This window comes from Salinisphaera japonica YTM-1 (assembly GCF_003788585.1).
Taxonomy (GTDB): Bacteria; Pseudomonadota; Gammaproteobacteria; order Nevskiales; family Salinisphaeraceae; genus Salinisphaera; species Salinisphaera japonica.
Genome location: NZ_AYKG01000009.1, coordinates 18,706 through 43,672, shown reverse-complemented (window position 1 = coordinate 43,672; position 24,967 = coordinate 18,706). Strand labels below are relative to the sequence as shown.

General features: G+C 63.9%; 22 protein-coding genes. 12 read left to right on the top strand and 10 right to left on the bottom strand.

From position 1 onward, the window contains the following. Positions 1-140: 140 nt before the first annotated feature. The 3 genes from ttcA to SAJA_RS04010 all read right to left on the bottom strand — a co-directional run bounded on the left by ttcA (position 141) and on the right by SAJA_RS04010 (position 2,833). Positions 141-968, bottom strand: coding sequence for a tRNA 2-thiocytidine(32) synthetase TtcA (ttcA, locus tag SAJA_RS04020; protein WP_123657376.1), 828 nt, complete (start codon positions 966-968; stop codon positions 141-143). Positions 969-1,064: 96 nt separating this feature from the next. Next, on the bottom strand, positions 1,065-1,955 hold the full coding sequence (locus tag SAJA_RS04015) for a fructosamine kinase family protein (RefSeq protein WP_221180115.1): 891 nt from the start codon (positions 1,953-1,955) through the stop codon (positions 1,065-1,067). Beyond that, a complete protein-coding gene (locus SAJA_RS04010) occupies positions 1,952-2,833 on the bottom strand; it encodes a 5'-3' exonuclease (RefSeq protein ID WP_123657375.1) in 882 nt (293 codons plus the stop codon). Before SAJA_RS04010 ends, SAJA_RS04015 begins: the two co-directional genes overlap by 4 nt. 77 nt (positions 2,834-2,910) lie before the next feature. Between SAJA_RS04010 and SAJA_RS04005 the strand changes: the two genes are divergently transcribed. The 8 genes from SAJA_RS04005 (at position 2,911) to SAJA_RS03970 (ending at position 12,823) form a co-directional block, all read left to right on the top strand. Next, positions 2,911-3,684 (top strand): DUF4412 domain-containing protein, encoded by a 774-nt coding sequence (locus SAJA_RS04005; RefSeq protein ID WP_184999736.1) that lies wholly within the window; start codon positions 2,911-2,913, stop codon positions 3,682-3,684. A gap of 151 nt (positions 3,685-3,835) precedes the next feature. Further along, positions 3,836-5,005, top strand: a complete 1,170-nt coding sequence (locus SAJA_RS04000) for an NAD(P) transhydrogenase subunit alpha (RefSeq protein ID WP_123657373.1) — start codon at positions 3,836-3,838, stop codon at positions 5,003-5,005. Between the two features lie 42 nt (positions 5,006-5,047). Continuing rightward, the gene (locus SAJA_RS03995; RefSeq protein WP_037339012.1) at positions 5,048-5,332 is read left to right on the top strand and encodes an NAD(P) transhydrogenase subunit alpha part 2; all 285 of its coding nucleotides are present in this window, start codon (positions 5,048-5,050) and stop codon (positions 5,330-5,332) included. Positions 5,333-5,370: 38 nt separating this feature from the next. Beyond that, positions 5,371-6,768 (top strand): NAD(P)(+) transhydrogenase (Re/Si-specific) subunit beta, encoded by a 1,398-nt coding sequence (locus SAJA_RS03990; RefSeq protein WP_123657372.1) that lies wholly within the window; start codon positions 5,371-5,373, stop codon positions 6,766-6,768. Between the two features lie 464 nt (positions 6,769-7,232). Beyond that, positions 7,233-7,847: an NUDIX hydrolase gene (locus tag SAJA_RS03985; protein ID WP_123657371.1), complete on the top strand. Its 615-nt coding sequence runs from the start codon at positions 7,233-7,235 to the stop codon at positions 7,845-7,847. Positions 7,848-8,054: 207 nt separating this feature from the next. After that, on the top strand, positions 8,055-10,250 hold the full coding sequence (locus SAJA_RS03980; RefSeq protein ID WP_123657370.1) for a primosomal protein N': 2,196 nt from the start codon (positions 8,055-8,057) through the stop codon (positions 10,248-10,250). Positions 10,251-10,338: 88 nt separating this feature from the next. Beyond that, a complete protein-coding gene (gene argS, locus SAJA_RS03975; protein ID WP_123657369.1) occupies positions 10,339-12,009 on the top strand; it encodes an arginine--tRNA ligase in 1,671 nt (556 codons plus the stop codon). Between the two features lie 22 nt (positions 12,010-12,031). Next, positions 12,032-12,823, top strand: a complete 792-nt coding sequence (locus tag SAJA_RS03970) for an SPOR domain-containing protein (RefSeq protein ID WP_123657368.1) — start codon at positions 12,032-12,034, stop codon at positions 12,821-12,823. Between the two features lie 39 nt (positions 12,824-12,862). Here the strand turns inward: SAJA_RS03970 and SAJA_RS03965 are convergent, their stop codons facing one another. The 5 genes from SAJA_RS03965 to SAJA_RS03945 all read right to left on the bottom strand — a co-directional run bounded on the left by SAJA_RS03965 (position 12,863) and on the right by SAJA_RS03945 (position 18,062). Continuing rightward, positions 12,863-14,524: a phosphoethanolamine transferase gene (locus tag SAJA_RS03965; RefSeq protein ID WP_123657367.1), complete on the bottom strand. Its 1,662-nt coding sequence runs from the start codon at positions 14,522-14,524 to the stop codon at positions 12,863-12,865. A 78-nt stretch (positions 14,525-14,602) separates the two neighbouring features. Then, positions 14,603-15,892: a sensor histidine kinase gene (locus SAJA_RS03960; protein WP_123657366.1), complete on the bottom strand. Its 1,290-nt coding sequence runs from the start codon at positions 15,890-15,892 to the stop codon at positions 14,603-14,605. After that, positions 15,889-16,578: a response regulator transcription factor gene (locus SAJA_RS03955; RefSeq protein WP_123657365.1), complete on the bottom strand. Its 690-nt coding sequence runs from the start codon at positions 16,576-16,578 to the stop codon at positions 15,889-15,891. The genes SAJA_RS03960 and SAJA_RS03955 overlap by 4 nt, the downstream gene beginning before the upstream one ends. Positions 16,579-16,584: 6 nt before the next feature. Beyond that, positions 16,585-17,337 carry a carboxy-S-adenosyl-L-methionine synthase CmoA gene (cmoA, locus tag SAJA_RS03950; protein WP_123657364.1) on the bottom strand — a complete coding sequence of 251 codons (753 nt, stop codon included), beginning with the start codon at positions 17,335-17,337 and terminating at the stop codon, positions 16,585-16,587. Then, complete coding sequence (locus tag SAJA_RS03945) at positions 17,334-18,062, bottom strand: methyltransferase family protein (RefSeq protein ID WP_184999735.1); 729 nt, start codon at positions 18,060-18,062, stop codon at positions 17,334-17,336. The genes cmoA and SAJA_RS03945 overlap by 4 nt, the downstream gene beginning before the upstream one ends. A 138-nt stretch (positions 18,063-18,200) precedes the next feature. On the opposite strand from SAJA_RS03945, the gene SAJA_RS03940 reads away from it, so the two are divergent. Together SAJA_RS03940 and SAJA_RS03935 are read left to right on the top strand one after the other, a co-directional pair. Beyond that, the gene (locus tag SAJA_RS03940) at positions 18,201-18,848 is read left to right on the top strand and encodes a methyltransferase family protein (protein ID WP_123657362.1); all 648 of its coding nucleotides are present in this window, start codon (positions 18,201-18,203) and stop codon (positions 18,846-18,848) included. Between the two features lie 86 nt (positions 18,849-18,934). Next, positions 18,935-19,888, top strand: a complete 954-nt coding sequence (locus SAJA_RS03935; protein ID WP_123657361.1) for an IS481 family transposase — start codon at positions 18,935-18,937, stop codon at positions 19,886-19,888. A 3-nt stretch (positions 19,889-19,891) separates the two neighbouring features. Here SAJA_RS03935 and uvrD read toward each other — a convergent pair whose 3' ends face one another. Continuing rightward, complete coding sequence (uvrD, locus tag SAJA_RS03930) at positions 19,892-22,051, bottom strand: DNA helicase II (protein ID WP_123657360.1); 2,160 nt, start codon at positions 22,049-22,051, stop codon at positions 19,892-19,894. A gap of 98 nt (positions 22,052-22,149) precedes the next feature. On the opposite strand from uvrD, the gene SAJA_RS03925 reads away from it, so the two are divergent. Next, positions 22,150-22,953: a M48 family metallopeptidase gene (locus SAJA_RS03925; protein ID WP_123657359.1), complete on the top strand. Its 804-nt coding sequence runs from the start codon at positions 22,150-22,152 to the stop codon at positions 22,951-22,953. 180 nt (positions 22,954-23,133) lie between these two features. Then, the gene (locus tag SAJA_RS03920) at positions 23,134-23,409 is read left to right on the top strand and encodes an RNA recognition motif domain-containing protein (RefSeq protein WP_221180114.1); all 276 of its coding nucleotides are present in this window, start codon (positions 23,134-23,136) and stop codon (positions 23,407-23,409) included. Positions 23,410-23,736: 327 nt separating this feature from the next. Here SAJA_RS03920 and SAJA_RS03915 read toward each other — a convergent pair whose 3' ends face one another. Continuing rightward, positions 23,737-24,966 (bottom strand): hypothetical protein, encoded by a 1,230-nt coding sequence (locus SAJA_RS03915; RefSeq protein WP_123657357.1) that lies wholly within the window; start codon positions 24,964-24,966, stop codon positions 23,737-23,739. Between the last annotated feature and the right edge of the window lies 1 nt (position 24,967).

Sequence of the window (24,967 nt, the reverse complement as noted above, 5' to 3'; positions counted from 1 at the left end):
GGCTGAGAATGGTTTTCAAGAAATATGCGCTTACGGGCTCCGTATCATTTCGGATTCCGGCTATTGCCCAGCGCTATCGAAGAAATACCGCGTTGAGGTTCAGGCTATCAAAACACGGCTAAACCATTGCGACCGGCGATTCAGTCTGCGGTCAGCCCGGCGAAATCGAACAGGTCACGATCGGCCATCTGCGAGGGCGCGATGCGCGTCATCGAACGAAAGATGCGCTCCGAGCGCCCCGGATCGGCGGTTTCCCACTCGGCGAGCATGGCCTTGACGTTCTGGCGCGCCAGATTCTCTTGTGAGCCACACAGGTTGCAGGGAATGATCGGGTGTTGTGACAGACGCGAGAATTTCTCGATGTCTTTCTCAGCACAGTAAGACAACGGCCGAATCACCACGTTATCGCCATCGTCGGAGAGCAGCTTGGGCGGCATGGCGGCCATGCGCCCGCCGTAAAACATGTTGAGAAACATGGTCTCGACGATGTCATCACGATGATGCCCCAGGGCGATGCGGTTGAAGCCCTGCTCGCGCGCGTAGCGATACAGAATGCCGCGCCTGAGCCGCGAGCACAGCCCGCACATGGTCGCCCCGGGCGCAATCTTTTCGGTCACGACCGAATAGGTATCGCGCTCGATGACCTCATAGTCCACGCCGAGCTCGGCCAGATAGTTCGGCAGAATATGCTCGGGGAAACCCGGCTGTTTCTGGTCCAGATTGACCGCGCGGATGGTGAAGTCGATGGGGGCCACGCGCTGCAGGTATAACAAGGTGTCCAGCAGGGTATAACTGTCCTTGCCGCCGGACAGACATACCATCACGCGATCGCCGTCGCGAATCATGTCGTAATCCACAATGGCCTGGCCGGTCAGCCGGCGGATGCGCTTGGTCAGCTTCTTGGCCGCGACACCGCCCGGGCTCAGGCCGGCGGGTGGGCGCGTGTCCAGTACGGGAATATCGCTCATGATGGGCCCATCGCAAAGAAAATCGTCGCCCACGAGCTGGTCGTGCGACTTGCGTGCGGCGTGTTGTTAACACAGCCGCCCCCGCCGCGCCAAATATCAGGCCATGGCCACAAGTTGACGCATGATGCGCTGGCTGGGCGCGACGTAACCGCTACCGAACAGCCGCGCGTGGTTGAGCAGATGATACAGCTGATACAGCGGGCGGCGGATTTCGCGGTATTCGGCGCGCATCGGCCAGCTGGCCCAGTAGGCCTCGTAGAAGGCCGGGCCGAACCCGCCGAACAGCTCGGTCATGGCCAGATCGGTTTCGCGATCCCCGTAATACACCGCCGGATCATAGATGACCGGGCGCCCGGTTTCGTCCATCGCCATGTTGCCGGACCAGAGATCACCGTGGAGCAATGAGGGCTCCGGCGCATGGCCGGCCAGCAGTGTGGGCAGCACCGAAAGCAGACGATCCCCGTCACGGGCCAGCGCCGGCTCATCGGCGGCCAGCGCGTCGAGCATCACCGCCAGGCGGTTTTCACGCCAGAACTCCAGCCAGTCGCCGTGGGGGGTGTTGTATTGGTGTGTCGCCCCCAGCAGGTTGTCGTGGTGCCAGCCATGACGCGGGGCGACAATGCCGTGCAGCTCGGCGAGGGCTTCGCCAAAATGAATCAGACAGGCGCGATCAGCCCGGCGCAGACCGACATGCTCGATCACGAGATAAGCCCGGCCTTGCGTGTGGCCGACCGCGATTACCGCGGGCACACGAATCGTGCGCGACTGGGCCAGCTCTTCCAGGCCGGCGGCCTCGGCGGCCAACAAGGGCTCGGCCGCGGCGTGGTCGAGCTTGACGAAAAACCGCCGGCCATCGTCACCGGTGAGCACGCTCGCCTGGCTGGCGTCACCGCCCAGCGCGCGCTGCTGGCCCTGCAACGAGAACGCCCGGCCGGTGGCCGTGGTGATGATGCCGGCCAGCGCCTGGCTGATCGTCTCGTCGCTCAAGCCGTGGCCACACTCAGCTTCTTGCGCAGGCCGCGGCCGGCGCCCACGCGCTCACACAGATCAACCAGGGCTTGATCGTCAACCGGGCCGCGCTCGACGACACGCGCCGCACTCGATAGATCAATATCGGTGACGATCGTGGCCAGCCGTTTGGATAGCCGGGCCTGGGCCTGGCCGGCGGCCAGCTTCTCGGCCAGCCCTTTCGCCCCGCGCAGATCGGCGCCGGCAAGCCCGTCGAGATCATCCAGAAGCGCGTCAAGCGTGGCCCAGCGGGCCAGCAGTGTCGCGGCCCGTTTGGCCCCGATACCAGCTACGCCGGGAATATTGTCGACCGTGTCGCCCACCAGTGCCAGATAATCCGGTATCTGCTCGCAGCGCACGCCGAATTTGGCCTGAATGGCCTGGCGGTCGTAGCGCACATCGCGGCCGAAATCCCAGAGCGTATCGTTGTGATCGTCGCGCAGCAGCTGGGCCAGATCCTTGTCGGAACTGGCGATCGTGACCGGGCCCTCGTGGCCCTGCATCAGCGTGCCGATGAGATCGTCGGCCTCGTAGATCGGACTCGAGACCGTGGCCACGCCCAGCGCCTGGCTCAGATCACGACATGCCTGAATCTGGGCAACGAGTGCCTCGGGTGGCGTCTCGCGGGTGGCCTTGTAATCGCTATAAAGCGCGTTACGAAACGACGAGGTCAACGACTCATCGAAGCAGGCGACCACCGACCGGCGGGCTGCGTCATCGGCCAGTAGCTGCAGCAGGCAGTCGGCGTAGCCGTGCAGTGCGTTCAGCGCCTGGCCGTCGCGGCCCTTGATACTCGACGGCAGGGCATGGAACGCCCGGAAGATATAGACACTGGCATCGATCAGAAGCATCGGCATAGTCTAGGGCGTGTTGAGGTTTCATACGAGTCCGCGTCCAGCGCCGCCCGATGCCGGATACACCAAGGAGTTTTCAGATGACACGATTTTCCAAGCGGCTGGCCGCGACCACGGCGCTGGCCTGCGGACTGGCCGGGCTTGTCGGCGCGGGCAACGCGCAGGCTGATACCACGCTGACCTATGTCGGTGCCTCAGGCACGTATGATGTCGCGATCACGCCCGAGGCCATACGCATCGACGGCGAAGGCCGCGAGTGGCAGCTTTATCGCGCCGATGATCCGGCCATTCTTTCGGTCGAGCCCGGCCAGAGCCGCTATACGCGCCTGGATCGCACGAGTGCGGCGCGCATCCGCAGCCAGATGGACCAGATGCGTGCCCGTATGGAACAGCGCCTGTCCCAGTTGCCCGACGGCAAGCGCACGGCAGCGCGCGTGGCCATGGCCGATGAGATCCCCGGCATGGGCGGCACCGGACGCGTGGGCCTCGAGGCCACCGGCGCGCGCGACACCGTCAACGGTGTGCCCTGCAAGATCTATCAGGTGATTCGCAACGGCGAGGCCGCCGATACCATGTGCGTGGCAAGCGCCGGTGCGCTGGGGCTTTCCGGCACGAGCTACAAGACCGTGCAATCGATGTTCGCCCTGCTCCAGGAAATGCTCGAAGGCACGGGCCTGGAAGGCATCGGCCTGCCCTATCAAAACCTCGACGGCATGCCGATCCGCTTCATCGACAGCGTATCCGGCGAGCAGCGCACGCTATCGGGTATTTCTCACAAAACCCTCCCCGATAGCCGCTTTGATGTGCCGCGTACCTACGTCGAGGAACAGCCACAGCGGCCCACGGCCGGCTGATCGTCCAAACCGGCCGCGCTCGCTATTGTCCGGATATTATGGTTAGACTCGGGGTTGCTTGAAACACGCCGATGCCGGGGGATCAGGCCTGTCACGTACAGACCGGAACAAGGTATCGGCGCTTTTTCGTACCATCACGCCGAGAATAACTATGACCGTATCGATCTCTGTTGCGAGAGAGACCGCCGCCGGAGAAAAACGGGTCGCCATGGTGCCCAAGGTGGCCAAGAAACTCACCAAGCTCGACGTCGATCTGCTGATCGCCAAGGGCGCCGGGGACGCCAGCCGGATTCCCGACGATGCCTTTGAAGACGACGTGAACTTTTCCGACGACAGCTCGGAACTGTTCGGCCGCGATATCGTGCTGGCCGTCAACGCGCCGTCCACCGATGACATCGCCAAAATGAAACAGGGCTCGGTGCTGGTCAGCTTCGTGCAGGGCCACAACAATCCCGACGTCGTCGAAGCACTGAAAAAACAGCAGGTCACCTGCTTCGCCATGGAGCTGATCCCGCGTATCACCCGCGCCCAGTCCATGGACGCACTGTCTTCGCAGGCCGCGGCCGCCGGCTACAAGGCCGCCCTGATGGCGGCCAACGCGCTCGAGCGTTTCCTGCCCATGCTGACTACCGCCGCCGGCACGATCCGCCCGGCCAAGGTGCTGGTCATCGGTGCCGGCGTGGCGGGCCTGCAGGCCATCGCCACGGCCGGACGCTTGGGCGCCAAGGTCTATGGCTATGACGTGCGCACCGACACCAAGGAACAGGTCGAGTCCCTGGGCGCCGAGTTCTTGGTTGCCGAAGGCGTGAAGGCCGAAGGCGACGGCGGCTATGCCCGTGAACTGACCGCGGAAGAGAAACAGAAGCAGCAGGACATGCTGGCCAAGAGCATGGCCGATGCCGATGCCGTGATCACCACGGCGGCCGTGCCCGGCAAGCCGGCGCCCAAGATCGTGTCCAAGGCCATGGTCGAGGGCATGAAGCCCGGTGCCGTATTGATCGATCTGGGCGCCTCTGGCGGCGGTAACTGCGAGCTGACAAAGCCCGATGAAACCGTCAGCCACGGGGCAGTGACCATCCACGGGCCCTCCAACGTGCCGGCCCTTCTGGCCGAGCACGCCAGCGAGATGTATGCCCAGAACCTGCTCAACTTCATCCAGCTGTTCGTGGTCGAAGAAGACGGCCAAGACGAGGCCAAGCCCGACGAAAAGACCTACAAGATCGATTTCAACTGGGACGACGAGATCCTAGCCAAGTCCGTGCTCACCCGCGACGGCGAGCTGGTCAATGAATCGGTCAAGAAAGCACTGGAAAGTGCCTGATCGCCACGCCAGCGCCCCGCGAATTCCCAGGGAGATAACCTCATGATTACCGGCTTTGTCGCACTCTATATCTTCATGCTCGCTGCCTTTACCGGCTACGAGATCATCGGTCGGGTTCCGACCATCCTGCATACCCCGCTCATGTCGGGTTCCAACTTCGTCCACGGCATCGTGCTCGTGGGCGCGATGGTGGCCCTGGGCAACGCAGACGGCTTCTGGGAGACGCTGATCGGCTTCGTCGGCACGATCCTGGCCGCCGGTAACGCGGTCGGCGGCTATGTCGTGACCGAGCGCATGCTCGAGATGTTCAAGTCCTCCAAGGACTGAACGGCCGCCACCACATAACGAATTAGGGGAACCTGTACATGAGTTTCTGGGATTTCATCGTCAACGCGAGTTATTTCGTCGCGGCCGTTCTGTTCATCTACGGCCTCAAGCAGATGGGCTCGCCGCGCACGGCCAAGAAAGGCATCAAGCTCGCCGGTATCGGCATGCTCGTGGCCGTCGTCTTCACCTTCTTCCACCCGGCCATCGAGGGCGGGTTCTGGCATTACCTGTTGATGCTGATCGCCATCGGTATCGGTGGCGGCGCGGCTTACAAGACCGGCAAGACGGTGCAGATGACCGCCATGCCGCAGATGGTCGCGCTCTATAACGGCATGGGCGGCGGCGCGGCCGCGGCCATCGCCCTGGTCGAGATGTACTCGCACGCGGCCTTCGAGCACGGCTTTGCCTTGATCATCATGGCCGTGGTCGGCGCGCTGATCGGTGGCGTGTCGTTCTCGGGCTCGCTGATTGCCTGGGCCAAGCTTGAAGGCAAGCTCGACAAGAGCTTCCGCGTGCCGGGCCAACAGATCATCAATGGCGCGCTCGCCGTGCTGATCGTGATCCTGGGCTGGTCCATCGTGGGCTCGGATGACGGCGCGCCGGTACTGGTCACGCTGTTCTTCCTGGCCAGCCTGATCTTCGGCGTGCTGCTCACGATTCCGATCGGCGGCGCCGACATGCCGGTGGTCATCTCCATGTACAACGCCTTCACCGGCCTGGCCGTGGCGTTTGAAGGCTATGTGATCGACAACCCGGCCATGATCATCGCCGGTATGGTCGTCGGTGCCGCGGGGTCGCTGCTGACCTGGCTGATGGCTGTGGGCATGAACCGCTCGATCACCAACGTGCTGTTCGCCGGTTTCGGCGTGGACGACGGCGCCGAGGCCAGCGGTCCGGAAGGCGAGATGAAATCGGTCGAAGGCTTCGACGCCGCCGCCTCCATGGCCTATGCCGATTCCTTGATCATCGTGCCCGGCTACGGCCTGGCCGTGGCCCAGGCCCAGCATAAACTCTGGGAGTTCGTGCAGGCGCTGCAGAAGGATCACGGCGTGGACGTCAAGTTCGCTATCCACCCGGTGGCCGGGCGTATGCCCGGGCATATGAACGTGCTGCTGGCCGAGGCCGGCGTGCCCTACGACATGATCTACGACATCGACGAGATCAACCCGGAGTTCCCGACCGCGGACGCGGCCCTGGTCATCGGCGCCAACGACGTGGTCAATCCGGCCGCCAAGGACGATGAGTCCAGCCCGATCTACGGCATGCCGATCCTGAACGTCGACGCCGCCCAAGAGGTCTACGTGATCAAGCGTGGCAAGGGCACCGGCTTCTCCGGCGTCCAGAACGCGCTGTTCTTCGGCGACAACACGCGCATGGTCTTCGGCGATGCCAAACAGGTCTGTTCTGACCTGACGAGCGGGTTGAAGCAGATCTAGCCTGCTCGCCTCGCTCGCTTGAAAAAGCCGTCCTTCGGGGCGGCTTTTTTGTGTCTGAAAGAAATAGTTATCCGCAAATAGACGCGAATAAGCGCAAATGAATACAGACGGTTATCCGCCGATGCACACCGATTGCCGCCGATAAAAACAAGAGATGAAAGACATACCCGTCCGCGAATGAACGCGAATGAATACAGGTAGTTACTCGTCAGTTCACGCTGATTACTGTCAATAAACACGAGAGATAAAAGACGCTCTTGCCGGAGGCGTTGTTGGCAGCGGCGTCGGCTATGTCGGCTATCGACCCAGCCATCTGTGTTTCATCTGCGTCCATCTGCGGATAGAAATGTCTGTATTCATTCGCGCGAATTCGCGTTTATTTGCGGATTATCAGAAGGAACGTGGCCGGGTGTCATAAGGCAATTCAGCGCCGGGCGAGCGCCGACAGGCGCTAGACTGTCGGCATGCATGAACTCGCTCCGATCATATCGGCCCTGTCGGGCCATCGAGCCCGGCGCCATCCGGCGCGGCGCTGGCTCAAGCGCGCGGCGGTCGCGCTGGTACTGCGCGAATCCGATCAGGGCGCACAGGTTCTGGTCATCGAGCGGGCCAAGCGCGTGGGGGATCCCTGGTCGGGGCATCTTGGGTTTCCCGGCGGTCGTCTTGAAACAGGCGATGCCCGTAGCGGCTCGACCGCCGCGATCCGCGAAACCCGGGAAGAACTGGGGCTCACGCTGTCAGCCGAAGACGCCATCACACGCCTGTCGGATATCCGTACGCTGGATCACAGCCGCCGTGCGCCGCTGATTCTGTCCCCGTTCGTCTATCGCTGGCCCCAGCCGGCCCAGGCACTGGCGCCCAATCACGAAGTGGCCGGCTGGCAATGGATCACGCTGGGCTGGCTGGATGAGCCCATGCACCGGAAAACCACCCGCTATCGCCGCCGCGGAGTCACGCTGAACCTGCCCTGTTATCACTGTGCCGGCCAGACCCTGCTCTGGGGCTTGAGTCTGTTGGTCGTCGACGAGCTGCTGGCTGCCATCCGACGCTCTCGCCCGCCGTCTCCCCCGCTCAAATGACTGATTCGCGGCGGAAAAATAAAGATTTCCACATCAAATGGCGGTTGTGCACAACAAGACCCGGCGCCCTGCGCCCGTCGCCAGAGAGTCTTAACCTATTGTTTTTAAATGATATTTATTTTCCCACACAGAATCTCTTAACCGTTAGTTCGCTTCTATGAGCGATTTCTCCAGAAAGTTTCCACCAACTTATCCACAGGATAGGCCATGACGGACCCGGTGCCCGATCGTGTCATCCGTGTGGCTGTGCCGGTCCCGTTGCCGGGGCTGTTCGATTATCTGGTGCCATCGGATGTGGCCGTCGCCGTGGGCGCACGCGTTCTGCTGCAGTTCGGCCGGCGGCCGCTGGTGGGCGTGATACTGGCCTGTGATACCGAGCCGGCCATCGAGCGTAAGCGGCTGCGACGCATCACCCGCTGTCTGGACATCGAGCCGCTCTTCGACGGCCCGCTCCTGCGGCTGCTGCGCTGGACCGCGCGTTATTATCATCACCCGATCGGCGAGACGATCGCCACGGCCTTGCCGGTGGCCCTGCGCCGCGCGGACAAGGCTGATACCGATTCGCGGCATCGCGGCTGGCAGATCGTGGATGCCGACAGCCCGCCGCCGACTGATCTGGCCCGTGCCCCGCGCCAGCGCGAGATTCTGGCCGCCCTTGCCGAGGCCGGTCAGGCCGTGGCCCACGGCACGCTGCTAGCGCGTTTTCCCACCGCGGCCCGACCGCTGAAAGCACTGGCCGAGCGTGGCTTGATCGAGACCGTGGACCTGCCCGGCGGGCTCGAGCACGGCCAGGCGGGCACGCCGCTCGCACTGACCGAGGATCAGCAAACCGCACTGGATGCCCTGCGAACCACCAACGGGTTTGCCCCCGCGCTGGTCGAGGGTGTGACCGGCTCTGGCAAGACCGAGCTGTATCTGCAACGCATGGCCGATATCCTGGCCGCCGGACAGCAATGTCTGTTCCTGGCGCCGGAAATCGGGCTCACCCCCCAGCTGATCGCGCGTATCCGGGCACGCTTTGATATGGCCATTGGCGTGTTGCACTCGGCGCGCTCGGACGGCGAACGGGCGGATGTCTGGCGGGCCGCGGCCACGGGTGATGCCGATATCGTCATCGGTACGCGCTCGGCGATTTTCACGCCCATGCCGCGGCTGGGGCTGATCGTGATCGACGAAGAGCACGACGGCTCGTATAAACAGGGCGACGGCCTGCGCTATCACGCCCGCGATGTAGCCACCAAGCGCGCCCACGATGCCGGTATCCCGGTCGTTTTCGGCTCGGCGACACCGGCACTCGAGACACTGTATAACGCCCGCCAGAAACGCTTTGCACATGTTCGCCTGGCCCGCCGGGCCACCGGCGCCGCCATGCCGCGGATTAAGATCATCGATATCCGCAGCCGCCCGCTTGCCGGCGGGCTGTCGCCACCGCTGATCGAGCGTATCCGCCCGCATATCGAGGCCGGCAACCAAGTGATGCTGTTCATCAATCGGCGGGGGTTCTCCCCGGCGCTGGCCTGTCACGATTGTGGCTGGATCGCGCCCTGCACGCGCTGTGATGCGCCCATGACAGCCCACGCCGGGGCCGCACGGCTGGTGTGTCATCACTGCGGGGCCGCCCACGCGGCCCCGGATCGCTGCGAGGCCTGCGACGGCACCACGCTCGTGGCCCTGGGCGCCGGCACCCAGCGCGTGGCCGGCGCCCTGCGCAGCCATTTCCCGGACGTGGCGATCGCCCGGTTTGATCGTGACGCCATGGCGCGCAAGGGCCGGCTGGAATCCCAGCTCGCCGATGCCGCGGCCGGCACCACGCAGCTGCTTGTCGGCACGCAGATGCTGGCCAAGGGCCATGACTTCGCCCGCCTGACCTGTGTCGGCGTGCTGGATATCGACGGCGGGCTGTTCTCGGCCGATTTTCGCGCCGCCGAGCACATGGCCCAGATCGTGACACAGGTCGCCGGCCGGGCCGGCCGCGCCGAGCGCCCCGGCGAGGTCTGGCTCCAAACCCGCAACCCCGAGCATCCGTTGTTGCAACGCTTGCTCACCCAGGGCTACGACGGCTTTGCCGAGGCCGCACTGGCCGAGCGCGAGGCCACGGCTCTGCCGCCCTACGGCCATCTGGCGCTGCTGCGCGCCGAGGCCCATGAGCCCGACCCGCCGCATGCGTTTCTGGCCGAGGCCGCCCGGCTGGTGCCTCAGGGCGAGGCACTGGCCTGCTGGGGCCCGGTGCCGGCGCCCATGGCCCGGCGGGCCGGGCGCTATCGCGCCCAGCTGCTCTTGCACGGAGCAACGCGCGCGCTTTTGCACCCCGTGCTCGATCACTGGCAGCAGGCCCTGCCCGAGCTGCCCCAGGGGCGCCGTGTACGCTGGTCGATCGACGTGGACCCGCAGGATCTTTTGTAAACCAACAAGCGATACGCGCAAACATGGTCTGTGTGCAGTACCCACGTTAGACTTCTGCCCTTGTCTCCCACGCGATCCTAGAGCCGACTTGAAAGCACTCGTTCAAGGCCTTCTGGCCGATGCCGCTGCCCGTGCCCTGCCGGACATCGAGATTCCTGCCAACGTGCACGTCGAGCGCACGAAAGACGCCGCGCACGGCGATTTCGCCTCGAACCTGGCCATGCAGCTGACCAAGGCCGCCCGGCGCAACCCGCGCGAGATCGCCCAGGCCATCGTCGACGCCATGCCGGCCGATGACACCATCGCGCGTGTTGAAATCGCGGGCCCCGGCTTTCTGAACTTCTTCCTGAACCCGAACGCGTTCCGACGCACCATTGAGACCGTGCTGGACAGCGGTTCGGCCTACGGGCGGTCAGATATCGGCGGCGGTGACAAGGTGCTCATCGAGTTCGTCTCGGCCAACCCGACCGGCCCGCTGCACGTCGGCCACGGGCGCGGGGCCGCCGTGGGCGACGTGCTGGCCCGTCTGTACGATGCCTCGGGCTGGTCGGTCACGCGGGAGTTCTACTACAACGATGCCGGCGTACAGATCGACAACCTGACCACCTCGGTGGCCGCGCGTTGTGCCGGGCTTACCCCGGCCGATGCCGACTGGCCGGAGGCCGGCTATCGCGGCGAGTACCTGGCCGACGTGGCCGCGGCCTATCTGGCCGGCGAGACCGTGACCGCCGACGACCGCGAAGTCACGGCCACCGCTGATGCGACCGATCACGGGGCGATCCGTGAATTTGCCGTGGCCTATCTGCGCCGCGAGCAGGACGAGGATCTGCGTGCCTTCGGTGTCGTGTTCGACAACTATGCCCTGGAATCGGCGCTGTACGCCGATGGCCGGGTCGAGGCCACGGTCGAGGCCCTGGTGGCCGCCGGCCATACCTATGAAGCTGACGGCGCGCTGTGGCTGAAAACCACGGACTATGACGACGACAAGGATCGCGTCATGCGCAAGGCCGAAGGCGGCTATACCTATTTCGTGCCCGATCTGGCCTATCACCGGGCCAAGTGGGAGCGCGGCTTCGGCCGGGCCATCAACGAACAGGGGGCGGATCACCACGGCACCATCGCCCGCGTGCGCGCCGGCCTGCAGGCCCTGGATATCGGTATCCCCGCCGGCTGGCCGGACTATATTCTGCACCAGATGGTCACCGTCATGCGGGCCGGTGAAGAGGTCAAACTTTCCAAGCGGGCTGGCTCCTACGTCACCCTGCGCGACCTGATCGACGAGGTCGGGCGCGATGCGACGCGGTATTTCCTGGTCGCCCGCAAACCGGATTCACAGCAGACCTTTGATATCGACCTGGCCCGCAGCCAGTCCGAAGACAACCCGGTCTATTACATCCAGTACGCCCATGCCCGGATCTGTGCGGTGTTTCGCCAGGCCGATGAACAGGATCTCGCCTGGCAGCGCGACGATGCCGATCTGACGCAGCTGACCAGCGAGCACGAACAGCGCCTGATCACTACCCTGTCGCGCTACCCGGAAGTCGTGGCCGCTGCTGCCGAGGAATCGGCCGTGCAGGCGATTCCGCACTATCTACGCGATCTGGCCGATGCGTTTCATAGCTACTACAACGCCCAGAAATTCCTCGACGGCGATACGGGCCTGCGCAACGCCCGCCTGACGCTGGTGGCCGCCACCCGGCAAGTGCTGGCCAACGGGCTCATCGATCTGCTGGGCATCTCGGCCCCGGAGCGCATGTGACTTTGCAGGCACGACACTAGCCATGGCACGGGATTATTCATCGCGCCACAACGGCGATGCGCCGAAGAACACGCGGGCCAAGACCAACCGGCGCAACCCGCCCGCGCGCCCGGCAAAAACGAAAAACCCCGCGCGGGCGAAGAACACCGCAACGAGCAACCGCGCCCCGCGCGGCCGCACGCCGGGCTGGGTCTGGGGCCTGTCCGGGCTGTTCGTGGGTATCGTGCTGATTTCCGGCTACTATATCTTCGCGCGCCCGGCCGGCACGCCCGGCGGTACGGCCGAAATGAATATCGCCCTGCCCACCGAAAACACATCGAATACGGCCAGCCAATCGAGCGCCGACGACCAGGCCGCGCAACAAGCCAAGACACCGGAGAAAACCACCCAACCCGAGGAAAAACCGCGGTTTTCGTTCTACAAGATGTTGCCGAATTATCACGTCGATGTTTCCGAGGGCGCGCATAAGAGCCGAGCCGAGGCACCGGCGGGCCACGAGCCACACGAGGCCGAGCCGGCAACGCCTGCGCCAACATCACGCCCGGCCGAGCCCAAGCGCCCGGCCCCGTCGGCCAACGGCCGCGCTTACGTCATTCAGGCCGGGGCATTTTCGACCCCCGCCGACGCAGACCGGCGCAAGGCCCAGCTGGCCCTGCTGGGGGTAACCGCCGACGTCACCTCGGTCAACACCAGCTCGGGCAAGACCATCTATCGCGTTCAGTCCACGCGCGTGGACTCGGCCGGGCGCGCCCAGGAGCTCTCCCAGCGGCTTAAATCCAACGGCATCGAGACCATGATCCGCCAGGCAGATTAGGCGCTGACACAGGGCCCGCGTTGGGCGATGGCCACGGCCTTATGCCCCGCGACAGCCGGCGGTGATATCCCGCCGCGGATCGTAGTCCTCGGCGTCCACCCCCATAAGCCCCAACACGCTGGCAAACAGATCATCCTGGCTGGCGGGCTGTTGGGCACGGTTGACCAGACACCCTGCCCTGATCCCGGTATCGGCACGCAACCCTGGCGACAGCCACATGATCATCGGAATACGGGTCTGCTCCTCGGGCGCCAGCAGATACGGAAAGCCGTGCAGATAGATCCCGTTCTCGCCGAGCGATTCACCGTGATCGGAGAGATAGATCAAACCCGTGTCGGCCTGGATACCCGGGGCTGACAACGCATCGATCAGGCCGGCGAGCATATGATCGGTATAGCGCACGGTATTGTCGTAGCTGTTGATCAACGCCTGGCGCGAGCAGTCCTGGGGCCGGTTGGAATCACAGACCGGTGTAAAGACACGAAACGCTGGCGGATAGCGGTCGGTATAGTCCGGGCCGTGGCTGCCCATGGTATGCAGCACGATGACGGTATCGCCCGAGGTATTGGCGATACGCTGTTTTAGATCATCACGAAATATCTCGTCGCGGCACTGCCCGTTGTCGCAGATGCCGGCCACGTTCAGCACGTTGACGTGGGTGGTGGGCACCCGCGCACAGACGCCCTTGCAACCGCCGGGCTGGTTTTCTTCCCAACGCACCGTGATACCGGCCCGCTGGAGCACATCGAGCAGGTTTTCGGTATAGCCGGCGCGATCGGTATCAAAAGCCTGGCGTGGCTTGTCCGAGAACATGCACGGCACGGATACCGCGGTCGATGTGCCACAGGATGTGGCCTGCGCGAAGTTGACGATATCGCGGCGCGCGGCAAGTTCGGGCGTGGTGGGTCGGGCATAGCCCGACAGCCCCCAGTTGGCGGCGCGCGTGGTCTCGCCCACCACCACGACAAGAATCCTGCGATGCACGCTGTGGGCACCCACCCGATGCGCGTTCGGCGCGATCGGCACCAGCGTATGGTGTATCGCCTTGCCTTCGCCCTTGGCCAGCTTCACCGCGGCGTAGATCGCATACGTGGGGTTGATATACATCCGCAGCGCGCGATGCTCGCGCAGGGTCAGGGAGAACGATTTGTAATGACTGGCCAGCGCGCCGCCGGCCACCACCGCCAACAGCAGCCCAAAGCCGATGCGTATCAGCGCCTGGCGCCACCACACAGCCCGCCGTATCTTTACCCAGACCACCAACAGGCTCGGCAACACGCCATAAAGCAGGATATGCACGACCAGTGCCGCGTTGGCCAGGCTCTGGGCCTCGTGGGTATCGGTATCCAGCGTGTTGCGGATCATGTTGTCGTCGATCACCACGCCATAGGTCTGCATGAAGTAGCCGATGACGCTCGCCAACAGCAGTACGACGACAAGAAACGGCTTGTAGACCCAACGAAACGCAAAGACCGAGAAGATCAACGCCATGGCCGCTGTGAGAAACGCCCCCATGGCCAGGGTAAAACCCAGCCCGGCCATCTGGCCGATATGCGATACGTCCGCCAGCTCGTGCCAGAGCGCCCTATTGTCAACGCCAACAATGAACAGCGCGACAAGACAGGTCAGCAGCGGAACACCCAGCTGTGGGCGGGCAGGTATCGCGTGGCCGCGAGACGACGGGGGATCAGGCAGGCTCATGGCACACCGTGCAGACAGCAAAGCGATCGCTGGAGTCTGCGGCGCGCCGTGTAAGACAGATGTTAGACGCGCCCTAGATCACACAGCCCCGTCCAGCCGTATATCGAAGGTGGTGCCGACCTGCTCACGGCTGGTCAGCGCGATCGACCAGCCCTGTCGTTCACAGATGCGATACACCAGATACAGGCCCAACCCCAGGCCCGGGCTATTAGCGCTGCGGTAGCGTCGGGCAAAGACATGGGCCTGGGTCTCGGCCGACATGCCGCTGCCGGTATCACGAATACGGATCCGCTCGGGCGATACCTGCACGAACAGCTGGCCGTCGCGGGTATGACGGATCGCGTTCTCGATCAGGTTGTGCAGCACGCTGTAGATCACACCGTCGGGCACGGCTAGCGGGGTCGCCTCGGTCTCAACGACAGCCTCGATCCGCCGCTCGGCCAGGGCCGCCTGCTGGTAGGACAACACATCACCAACCACCCGGGCGGCATCGCTGTGATCGCTGGCCCCGCCGCCCTGCTCGCGCGCCAGAAACAGTAACGCACTGATCAAGCGCGCCATGCGCGCACAGCCCTCTTGCGCCCGGGCCACGCGCTGCTGCGCGCGTGTATCCAGGTTGTCCATGCCGGCCAGAAGCTCCACGGCCCCCGCGGTCACCGCCAGCGGGGTACGCAACTCGTGGCTGGCGTCCTCGGTGAATGCTTTCTCACGGGCGATAGCGGCGTCAAAGCGGGCCACCAGGGCATCGAAGCTACGCGCGATACGGGCTAGATCCTTATCGGCATAACCGGCAGAAATCGGCGTATGAGCCTGCCCGGGCTGGGTGGCCGTCAGCCTGTCCGCCAGCCGATGAACCGGGCGCAGAATCACCGACGAAAAAACGAAAGCAAGCAGCAGTGCCAGCACGATAGTAGCGGCCAACGTCATCCATCCCAGCTGGATCAGCCGATACTTCAGCGCAGCGACTGTGTCGATATTGATCATCAGAAAAATACTGCCCCGGACGGTATCGATACGGCTGGCAGAAAACGTGTGCCCATGCAGGCGAACAGTGCGGTAATGCCCTTGATTGATCTTATCCAGAACCGGCGGCAACGCCGGATCGTGATCCGGATGCGCACTGACATACACACGCCGGCTGGCCAGTGTCTGGGTCACGAGCGTCATGCCCGCGCGCTGCTGGGCGGCCAGCATGTCCAGTTCGCGGGCTAGTGTCTCGCGCATGATTTTATCCTGGATGACATCCACGACCTCATGCGTGGCAACGGCGAAAGCCGTGCAGGCAATGAACGTGGCCAACAGGAATCCCAACGACAAGCGCGTGCGCAGGCTCGATAGACGCTGCCAAGACAACCAACGTGACCTCACGGGATATCGAGCAGGCGGTAACCCATGCCGTGCACCGTCTGGATCACGTCGGTGCCGATACAGGCGGCCAGCGTTTCGCGCAGACGATGCACATGCCCACGCAGGGCTGCATCCGAGTTGGGCGGCTCATCATCCCAGATACGGGTCTCGAAATCGGCGCGCGACACCAACGCCGGATAAGCGCTCATCAAGGTTTCGAGCATCACGAAACCAATCGGCGACAGATCGATGATCCGCTGCCGATAATATACACAGCGCTCCTGGGGCTTGAGTTCCAGCTCGCCGATCACGAGCGGGCTCTGGATCACCGGACGATGCCGCCGCACGATAGCCTGCAGACGCAGATCCATCTCGCGTAGCGAGAACGGCTTGACCAGATAATCATCGGCCCCCGCTTCGAGCCCCTCGATACGATCATCGAGCGTATCGCGTGCGGTGAGCATCAAAATAGCCGGACACACCTGACACTGCGCGCGCAGACGCCGACACACGCTCACGCCGTCGAGCACCGGCAATCGTAAATCCAGAATCAGGGCGTCATAAGGCTGACTGATGGCAAGCGCCAATCCGATCCGTCCGTCGCTGGCAAAATCCGGCTCGTGGCCGCGCTCCTCCAGGTAGTCGCCCAAATTGGCGGCCAGCGTGGCGTCGTCCTCGACGATCAGCACACGAAGCCGGCCGTTCATGCGTGGCTAGGCCGCAGGGCTCGGTTTGATCGCCACGAGCGACTCGAAGTTGTACCAGCGAAAAAACGCATCGATCCGCTCGAAGCCACAGCGCAAGAGCAATGTCCGGTTTTCATCGCTTCGATACGGGACGAGTACATTCTCCAGCGCCTCGCGCTTGTTGCGGATCTCGGTGTCGCTGTAGCCGTGCGTGCGCTTGTAATCATAGTAGAACTCGATGTACAGCCGGTTGAGCAAAGACTCGGCCACCAGAATCTTTTCTGACAGAAACAGTACCCCACCGGGCTTCAAGGCCGATGCCACACGCCGTACCAACGCCTCTCGCGCCACCGGGCGCACGAACTGGAGCGTCCAGTTCATGATGACCATGTCACACCCGGCCAGCGCCAGGCTCTCATCCAGCTCGCCCGGCGACAGCTCGATGCGCTCATCAAGACCAGCCTCCGCGATCTTGGCCCGGCCGCGTGACAGCATGTCCGGCGCGTTGTCGATACCCACGAACGAGGCACCAGCCGGGCACGCCGGATGTGCAGCCATGTTGATGAGGGTGGTGGCCGTCGAACAGCCCAGATCATAGACCCGGCTCGGGCCGGCCGGCAGCAGGCTGACCGCCAATTCGGTCTGCATGCGCTGGACCTCGTGGTAGAACGGCACGCTGCGCGACACCATGTCATCGAACACACGCGCGACACCGGCATCGAAGGCGAAATCGGCCGGGTGCCAGTCGGTATCAAAAACCTGATCGATCGTTTCAATCATGCACGACTCACGCGTTTGCGTCCCGGCTTGAGACGTCGGCTTTTTTTGAGAAATCGCGCCACGGCCCAGCCCGCCGCGGCCAGTAACAGCACAGCGACCAGCGCCGGGGCCATGGCCATCAGCCGGTCGGCCTCGAGTGCTCGAACAGCGACCAGTGCGCCCGCGATCAACACCGTGGTGAACAACGTGCCGTACTCGCGTAGCACCACGGCTGCCCAGTCAAACCGATGCCCGCCGGCCACCTGCAACAACGCCACAGGCGCGGGAATCCAGCGCGGCACGTCGCGACAGTAATCAAGATAGGCCTCACCAAACTGCCGGATAAGAAAGCCCTCTTCGGCAGCGATGATGGCGCGATAGACAAACCCGCCCATCAGCGCGCCAACGACGACGCCGGCCGGGTTACCGGTCAGCAGGAAAAATCCCAGCACCATGAGCACGTTGCCGGTGTACATCGGGTTGCGACATAGCGCGAAGACGCCGCCGGTGACCAACCGCTCGGCATGGATACGCCCGTCACGCCCGCCGCGCTGGATGTAGTCCAGCCCGATCGTCACCACCCGCAGCCCTTGGCCGGCCAACAGGACAAGCAACCCGCCAATCAGCCACGGCGCCCCCGCCCGGTCCAGCGGCACGGGCAAGAACACGCCACAAACGATAACCAGCAACAACGGAAACAACCCGTTGCGGGTACGAAAAAACAGATGGCCGAGGCGAGAAAGCACGTGGCGTACGGGTATCGAGAGTCGAAACAGACCGACAAAGCGTAAGCAGGCCCGCGTTACACGTTCGTAAGCACGGCGAACAACTATCGAACACGGCCTGGAACAGGCTTGCCGGTATGGTTTCAGCCCGGTCGTCACATGTCTTTTTCGTCAGGCCCACCCGACAAACAGGCGGTTGGCAGGCCAATCTATCCAGATAAACAGGCCATACAGAACGCACGCCTTGTTACGCGTTTGAAGGCGCGCCGGCTTACGCCGCGGCTTTTTCTGGTCTATAGCGCATCACTGGCCCTGTTGGTGCTGGCATGTCCTTGGCTGCCGGCGTTCAGCGGCGGTGCCCTACTCTGCGCGAGCGGGCTGGGCCTTCGAATCTGGAGCTTCGGGCACTTGCGCAAGAACCAGCACCTGGTGACCACCGGGCCCTATGCACACACACGCAATCCGGCCTATCTCGGCTCGGCGCTGGTGATGACGGGGTTGTTTCTGGCTGCAGGCAACCCGTATAACACGCCGGGTATTGCCCTGTGGGCCGCCGGCGCTTTGGGGCTTCTGATCTTTTTCGGCGGCTACCTCCCGCGCAAGTATCGCCGCGAATACGGCCAGTTACGCCGGTTTTTCGGCCCGGCGCTGGACCGCCACGCGGCCCACGTTCCAAATTTCTGGCCGCGGCTCATGCCGTGGCATAGCGGCGATACGCAACGCTTCAGCTGGCGCTGCGTGAGCGCCAACCACGAGTGGGTCTGGCCGGCGGCCGTGACCCTGGCTCTGGCGCTGATGTGGGTCTAGGTGTGATCTATCAGTAGGTTGTTCATCCGGGCCACGGGCCCGAGGTTGATGGGTATCGAATCCGTTAAACCACAGGGGCAACCCGGATGAACACACACAAGAATGCGCGTTTGACCTTTCATGGTCGAGCCTTGCTGGTCCGTCGTATTGTTGAAGATGGCCTGCGTCCGATCGAGGCAGCTCAGGCAATGGGTGTGAGCGCACGCACCGCCTACAAGTGGCTACGCCGCTACCGGGATCAAGGCGATCAGGGGTTGACCGAGCGCAGTTCGCGCCCCAAGCGTTGTCCGCATCGATTGCCCGAGGCCAAGCGACAGAGGATCGCGGCGCTGCGGCGCGAACGTCGTATCTATCGCGATATCAGTCGTGACGTAGGCACCCCGGTTGCGACAGTTGCTCATGTGCTTCAACGCGCTGGCCTGAATCGCTTGAGCGCCCTCGACCCAGCGCCGCCGATTCAGCGTTACGAACACGACGCGCCCGGAGATTTGCTGCATTTGGACATCAAGAAACTCGGCCGCTTCGACAGGCCGGGCCATCGGGTGACCGGCAGCCGCCAGGCCGGGGCGTCTCGCGGGGCCGGCTGGGAGTACGTGCATGTCGCCATCGACGATCACAGCCGAATCAGCTGGGCGACCATCAAGCCCGATGAGACGGGCGCCAGCGCCTGGCGCGCGCTAATCGCGGCTGTGCGCTATTACGCCCGTCTGGGCGTGCGTATCACGCGCGTGCTCACGGACAACGGGCCCTGTTACAAATCGCGTGTTTTCGCCAAGGCCTGCCGGCGACTGGGCATCCGCCATCGCCGCACGAAGGCCTATTGCCCCCGGACCAACGGCAAGGCCGAGCGCCTGATCCAGACGGCACTACACGAATGGGCTTATGCGCGATCCTACGCGCATTCGGATCAGCGCGCCGCCCATCTGCCGCACTGGGTGCATCACTATAATTGGCACCGGCCGCATGCCAGCCTCGACTACAACACACCAATCAGCCGGCTCGGCTTGGACGTGAACAACCTGGTGGGTTTACACATTTAGGGGTTAGACCGGATCCAGCTTGGCATAGCCGGCGATCAACCATTTGGCGCCCACGGCGTCGAAGTTGACCTGAATGCGGGCACGGGCGCCGTCGCCTTCGAAGGCCAGCACCGTGCCTTCGCCGAATTTCTTGTGCGCGACCCGCATGCCCAGTTTCAGGCCCCCGGCCTGGGTTTCGTTCTGGCCGATACGCCCGGGGCGGAACACCGGCTGCTTGATCCCGGCCTGGGGCCGGGTCTCGCGCAGGTATTCCGCCGGTACTTCGCGCAGGAACCGCGACGGCGCACACAGGTTCTCGCTGCCGTGGATACGCCGTACTTCGGCGTGCGAGAGATAGAGTTTTTCCATGGCCCGTGTCATACCGACATAGGCCAGGCGGCGTTCTTCTTCCAGCCCGTTCTCGTCCTCCGCACTGCGCTGATGCGGGAAAAGCCCCTCCTCCATGCCCACCATGAAAACCAGCGGAAACTCCAGGCCCTTGGCCGAGTGCAGGGTCATGAGCTGGACCGAGTCATCCCATTCGCCCGCCTGGTTCTCGCCCGCTTCTAGCGAGGCATAGGCCAGAAACTGGGTGATCTCGTCCATGGTTTCGTCGTCGTCGGGCGTATAGGCCCGGGCGGCCGAGACCAGTTCGTCGAGGTTGTCCTTACGGGATTCGGCTTTCTCGTCGCCGCCCTTGCCGTGGTGGGTTTTCAGGTCGGTGGCCCGGATCACGGTCTCGGCGGCTTCGTGCAGCGCCATGCCCTCGAGGGTGTTGTCCAACTCGTCGATGAGCTGGATGAAGTTGTTCACAGCCTTGGCCGCACGCCCGGAAAGCGTGCCGTCTGCCAGGTCGGCCGCGGCCTGCCAGAGGTTCATCATCTCGCCGCGGGCATGCGCGCGGATCTTGTCGAGCGTGGTGTTACCGATGCCGCGGGTGGGCGTGTTGACGATCCGCTCGAAGGCCGCGTCGTCGGATCGGGACTGGGTCAGGCGCAGATAGGCCAGCGCGTCCTTGATCTCGGCGCGCTCGAAGAATTTCTGCCCGCCGTAGATGCGATACGGAATCTCGGCGGCGATCAAGCGTTCTTCCAGCACCCGCGACTGGGCGTTGGAGCGATAGAGGATCGCGGCATCCGAGCGCGTGCCGCCACCAGCGATCCAGTTCTGGATCTGGGTGATGACGTGCTGCGCCTCGTCGTACTCGTTGAAAGCGCCGTAGACATCGATCGGCTCGCCGTCGACCCCGGCGGTCCACAACTCCTTGCCAAGCCGGGTGAGGTTGTGCCCGATCAGCCCGTTGGCCGCGCCCAGAATCGTGCCGGTCGAACGATAGTTCTGTTCCAGGCGCACGGTGTGCGTGTCGGGATAATCGTTTTCGAACGACAGGATGTTGTCGACCCGCGCGCCGCGCCAGGAATAGATCGACTGGTCATCGTCACCCACGATGAACACCTTGCCGGTATCTCCGGCCAGCAGGCGTACCCAGGCATATTGCAGCGCGTTGGTGTCTTGGAACTCGTCGACCATGAGGTGCGAGAACCGCTTGCGATAATGCGCCAAGAGGCTGGCGTCATCGCGACAGATTTCATAGGCGCGTAGCAAAAGCTCGGGGAAATCCACCAGCCCGGCCGCCTCGCGCGCGGTTTCATAAGCCTTGTAGATGGCGATCATCTGAGTACGGGCATAGTCGCCGTTATCGGCCAGATTACCGGGGCGCTCGGCGGCGTCCTTGCAGCTGTTGATGAAGCCGGCCATCTGCTTGGGCGGCCAGCGCTGCTCGTCCACGCCCAAGCCGCGCATGGCGCGCTTGACCAGGCGCAGCTGATCGTCCGAATCCAGGATCTGAAACGCCTGGGGCAGCCCGGCCTCCTTGAAATGCATGCGCAACAGGCGATGCGCGATGCCGTGGAACGTGCCCACCCACAGGCTGCGCGCCGGAATCCGCAGCATCGGCTCGAGCCGGCCCCGCATCTCGCCGGCGGCCTTGTTGGTGAACGTCACCGCCAGAATCGACTGGGGCGAGACGCCCTCCACGCCGATCAGCCAGGCGATGCGATGAATCAGTACGCGGGTCTTGCCCGAGCCGGCCCCGGCCAGCACGCGCATGTGCGTCGGCGGCGCGCCGACCGCCTCGCGCTGGGCATCATTGAGACCGTCGAGAATTTCAGAGACATCATCCATGGCCGTGATTGTACCCAAAGCACGCTGCCAACCGTTCAGGTCAGCCTGCTAGCCTATACATCAATCAAATCCGTCCCGACGTCTCGTAGGCAATAACGATGAAACGCGTCATCCTGCTTTGTATGGCCTCGCTCGTGCTCGCCGGCTGTGCCACCTCGCCGACAGGTCGCAATCAACTGGCTTTTTTCGGCAACGAGCGCATGGCCGCCATGGGCGAACAAAGCTTTGCCCAGATCAAGAAAGAGACCCCGACCGATGCTTCGGCCGCCGATAACCGCTTTGTCGAGTGCGTGGCCAACAACATCACGAGCGTGCCCGGCCTCGACCAGGCCGCTGATACCGGCCGCTGGGATGTCGTGGTCTTCGAATCCGAGCAGGTCAACGCCTTTGCCCTGCCCGGCGGGCATATCGGTGTCTATACCGGCCTGCTGGGCGTGGCCGAGAACGGCGACCAGCTGGCCGCCGTCATCGGTCACGAGGTCGGCCACGTCATCGCCGATCATCCCAACGAGCGCATGTCGCAACAATATGCCACCCAGGGCGGGCTGACCGCCCTGTCGGCGTTTCTGGGCGGCGGTGGCGGCGGCGCCGGCAGCCAGGCCATCATGTCCGCACTGGGCGTGGGTGCCCAGGTCGGCATCCTGCTGCCGTTCTCGCGCGCCCAGGAAAGCGAGGCCGATACCATCGGCCTGGAGTTGATGGCCCGGGCCGGCTTTGACCCACGGGCCGCGGTCCAGCTGTGGCAAAACATGAGCCAGGCCTCCAACGGGGAAAAACCCAGCGAGTTCATGTCGACCCACCCCTCGAACGAGCACCGTATCCAGGCGCTGCAATCGCATATGGATCAAGCGCTGGCGATCTATCAACAGACCTCGAACCGGCCGAGCTGCCGGCATCCGTAGGCGCTGATGACCGTTCGTCCGATACGCCTATCGGGCGTCTTGCGGGGGCTTGCCAATCGGGTAGACTCAATGTAGGGCGGCTGGCCTCAGCCGTGTTCCGTTGGTCTTAGTTCTGGTGTCATTGACGGGTCCGGACGGTTTTACAAGTAATGACACGTCTTTTATGAGCTGAGATCAGTCGTGACGAATATTTACGTTGGCAACCTGTCGTGGAGCTCCACGGACGACGACCTGCGCAGCGCCTTCGAGGCGTTCGGCGAAGTCACCTCCGCCAAGGTGATCATGGATCGCGAAACCGGCCGCTCCCGCGGTTTCGGCTTCGTCGAAATGCCGAACGACAACGAAGCGCGTGAAGCGATCGACGGTATGAACCAGAAAGACCTGCAGGGCCGCTCCCTGCGCGTGAACGAAGCCCGTGAGCGCGAAGAACGCCCCCGCGGCCCGCGTCGGTTTTAACACCACGCGATAGCGGCCCTCGGGCCGACGTTTCCAAAAAGCCGGCCCTATTTTCGTGGCCGGTTTTTTTGGTCCGCGAATAAACGCCAATAAGCGCGAAAGAATACAGGCGGTTTTTATCCGCCGATGGACGCCGATGTAGCGCAGATGACTTCTATGGCGTGCACGCCACCGCGTCGTCGTCGCTCGCGCAGGCCCGTGAAGGCCCGCAAGATGAATTTTAGTGGCGTTTCATCTTGTCTTTTCATCTGCGTCAATCGGCGTTCATCGGCGGATTGTCGTCCTGCCATTCGCGTTCATCCGCGGACGATATGAACAGAACGCGCCTCACGACCCGGCCGTGAACACCGAAGCGGGCAGGCGAAGATCGGTATCCGGCAGCCGCAGCCGCCGATACAGCACATAGACAAACAATAACGGGTTGGTGGCACGGATATCGGCAAGCGGCGCCCGGTCGGCGCTGTCGATCAGGCCACGATCAACCAACCCGTCCAGGCGCACGCGTTCGGCCACGATCGATTCGGGGTAGCCGCTGCCATAAACCAGGTGATCGTAGAACTGTGGGTGTTGTAGCAGGCCCACGAGCAGATCTCGCCCGTCGTCGGTCACGATCAACCCGCCCAGGTTGATCGTGAGATCGGCCCGCCCGCGGTACTGGCGCAGCAGGGCGACCAGTTCGGGCATCAAGACCTGCCCGGCCGGACCCAATGATTCGCCCAGGCGCAGCTCCACGGGCACATCGTGATCCAGCAGCGCGGCCACGCTGGCCGGGGCAATCCAGGTTCGTTTGCCCAGCCGGTCGGTAACGGCGCCTACGGTCAAGGATACGGTCATGCCGGTGTCGGCCAGCACAGGCGTGATCGCACGCAAGGCCGGGCCGGCGGGGTCGATATGCTGTGGCCCCGGCCACCAGGCCAGACGGCGGATACCGTCATCGGCCCAACGCGCCAGCCGCTGCGGCGCCTGGGGCGCGCCGGGATGAATCGACACGGCGGCCGCCAGCGCACGCGGGCGTTGTGCGGCCAGCCAGGCGACATAAGCATTGTCGATGATCTGGCCGTTTGTCTTGGCCAGGCGATGGCCCGCGGTGTCATAGCCCGCGTCACGCCCGGCGATCACGCCGCGATAAGCGCCCGGCATGGCCGTGATCTGGCGCAGCAGATAAGACACATAGCGCGCCTCCAGCGCGCCTGCCTTATCCGGCGCGCCGCTGATACGGGCGGCGCGGTCCACGAGCGCGCGATCCAGGCGTGCCAGTGGCCCGGTCGGGGCCAGCCGCCGGCTGTTGTTGGCCGGTGCGCGCGGCAGTTGCCCGCCAACAGAGATCAACGCCACGTCGTGATCGACGACCGACGCCTCGTCCAGATCGGCAAACGCCGCGGCGATCATCTGCCGGGCGGCCGGCGCGCGCACCCAGGTCGCATCCTCGGGGGCCAGCGTGGCCGCCACGGCATAACGCTCGATCAGCCGGTCGCCGATACACAGCATGGCCAGCACAAGCACCGCCGCCAGCCCGCTTGCCAATACAAGACGTCTCAGGCGCCGGCCACCGGCCATG

Excerpts from the sequence above, each read along its gene's own strand:
- SAJA_RS03940 (WP_123657362.1), top strand. The coding sequence starts at position 18,201 with ATGTCTTTTTCGTCAGGCCCACCCGACAAACAGGCGGTTGGCAGGCCA.
- SAJA_RS03925 (WP_123657359.1), top strand. The coding sequence starts at position 22,150 with ATGAAACGCGTCATCCTGCTTTGTATGGCCTCGCTCGTGCTCGCCGGC.
- SAJA_RS03970 (WP_123657368.1), top strand. The coding sequence starts at position 12,032 with ATGGCACGGGATTATTCATCGCGCCACAACGGCGATGCGCCGAAGAAC.
- SAJA_RS04005 (WP_184999736.1), top strand. The coding sequence starts at position 2,911 with ATGACACGATTTTCCAAGCGGCTGGCCGCGACCACGGCGCTGGCCTGC.
- SAJA_RS03995 (WP_037339012.1), top strand. The coding sequence starts at position 5,048 with ATGATTACCGGCTTTGTCGCACTCTATATCTTCATGCTCGCTGCCTTT.
- SAJA_RS03955 (WP_123657365.1), bottom strand. The coding sequence starts at position 16,578 with ATGAACGGCCGGCTTCGTGTGCTGATCGTCGAGGACGACGCCACGCTG.
- SAJA_RS03965 (WP_123657367.1), bottom strand. The coding sequence starts at position 14,524 with ATGAGCCTGCCTGATCCCCCGTCGTCTCGCGGCCACGCGATACCTGCC.
- cmoA (WP_123657364.1), bottom strand. The coding sequence starts at position 17,337 with ATGATTGAAACGATCGATCAGGTTTTTGATACCGACTGGCACCCGGCC.
- SAJA_RS03990 (WP_123657372.1), top strand. The coding sequence starts at position 5,371 with ATGAGTTTCTGGGATTTCATCGTCAACGCGAGTTATTTCGTCGCGGCC.
- SAJA_RS03980 (WP_123657370.1), top strand. The coding sequence starts at position 8,055 with ATGACGGACCCGGTGCCCGATCGTGTCATCCGTGTGGCTGTGCCGGTC.
- SAJA_RS04010 (WP_123657375.1), bottom strand. The coding sequence starts at position 2,833 with ATGCCGATGCTTCTGATCGATGCCAGTGTCTATATCTTCCGGGCGTTC.
- SAJA_RS03915 (WP_123657357.1), bottom strand. The coding sequence starts at position 24,966 with ATGGCCGGTGGCCGGCGCCTGAGACGTCTTGTATTGGCAAGCGGGCTG.
- SAJA_RS03935 (WP_123657361.1), top strand. The coding sequence starts at position 18,935 with ATGAACACACACAAGAATGCGCGTTTGACCTTTCATGGTCGAGCCTTG.
- uvrD (WP_123657360.1), bottom strand. The coding sequence starts at position 22,051 with ATGGATGATGTCTCTGAAATTCTCGACGGTCTCAATGATGCCCAGCGC.
- SAJA_RS03985 (WP_123657371.1), top strand. The coding sequence starts at position 7,233 with ATGCATGAACTCGCTCCGATCATATCGGCCCTGTCGGGCCATCGAGCC.
- ttcA (WP_123657376.1), bottom strand. The coding sequence starts at position 968 with ATGAGCGATATTCCCGTACTGGACACGCGCCCACCCGCCGGCCTGAGC.
- SAJA_RS04000 (WP_123657373.1), top strand. The coding sequence starts at position 3,836 with ATGACCGTATCGATCTCTGTTGCGAGAGAGACCGCCGCCGGAGAAAAA.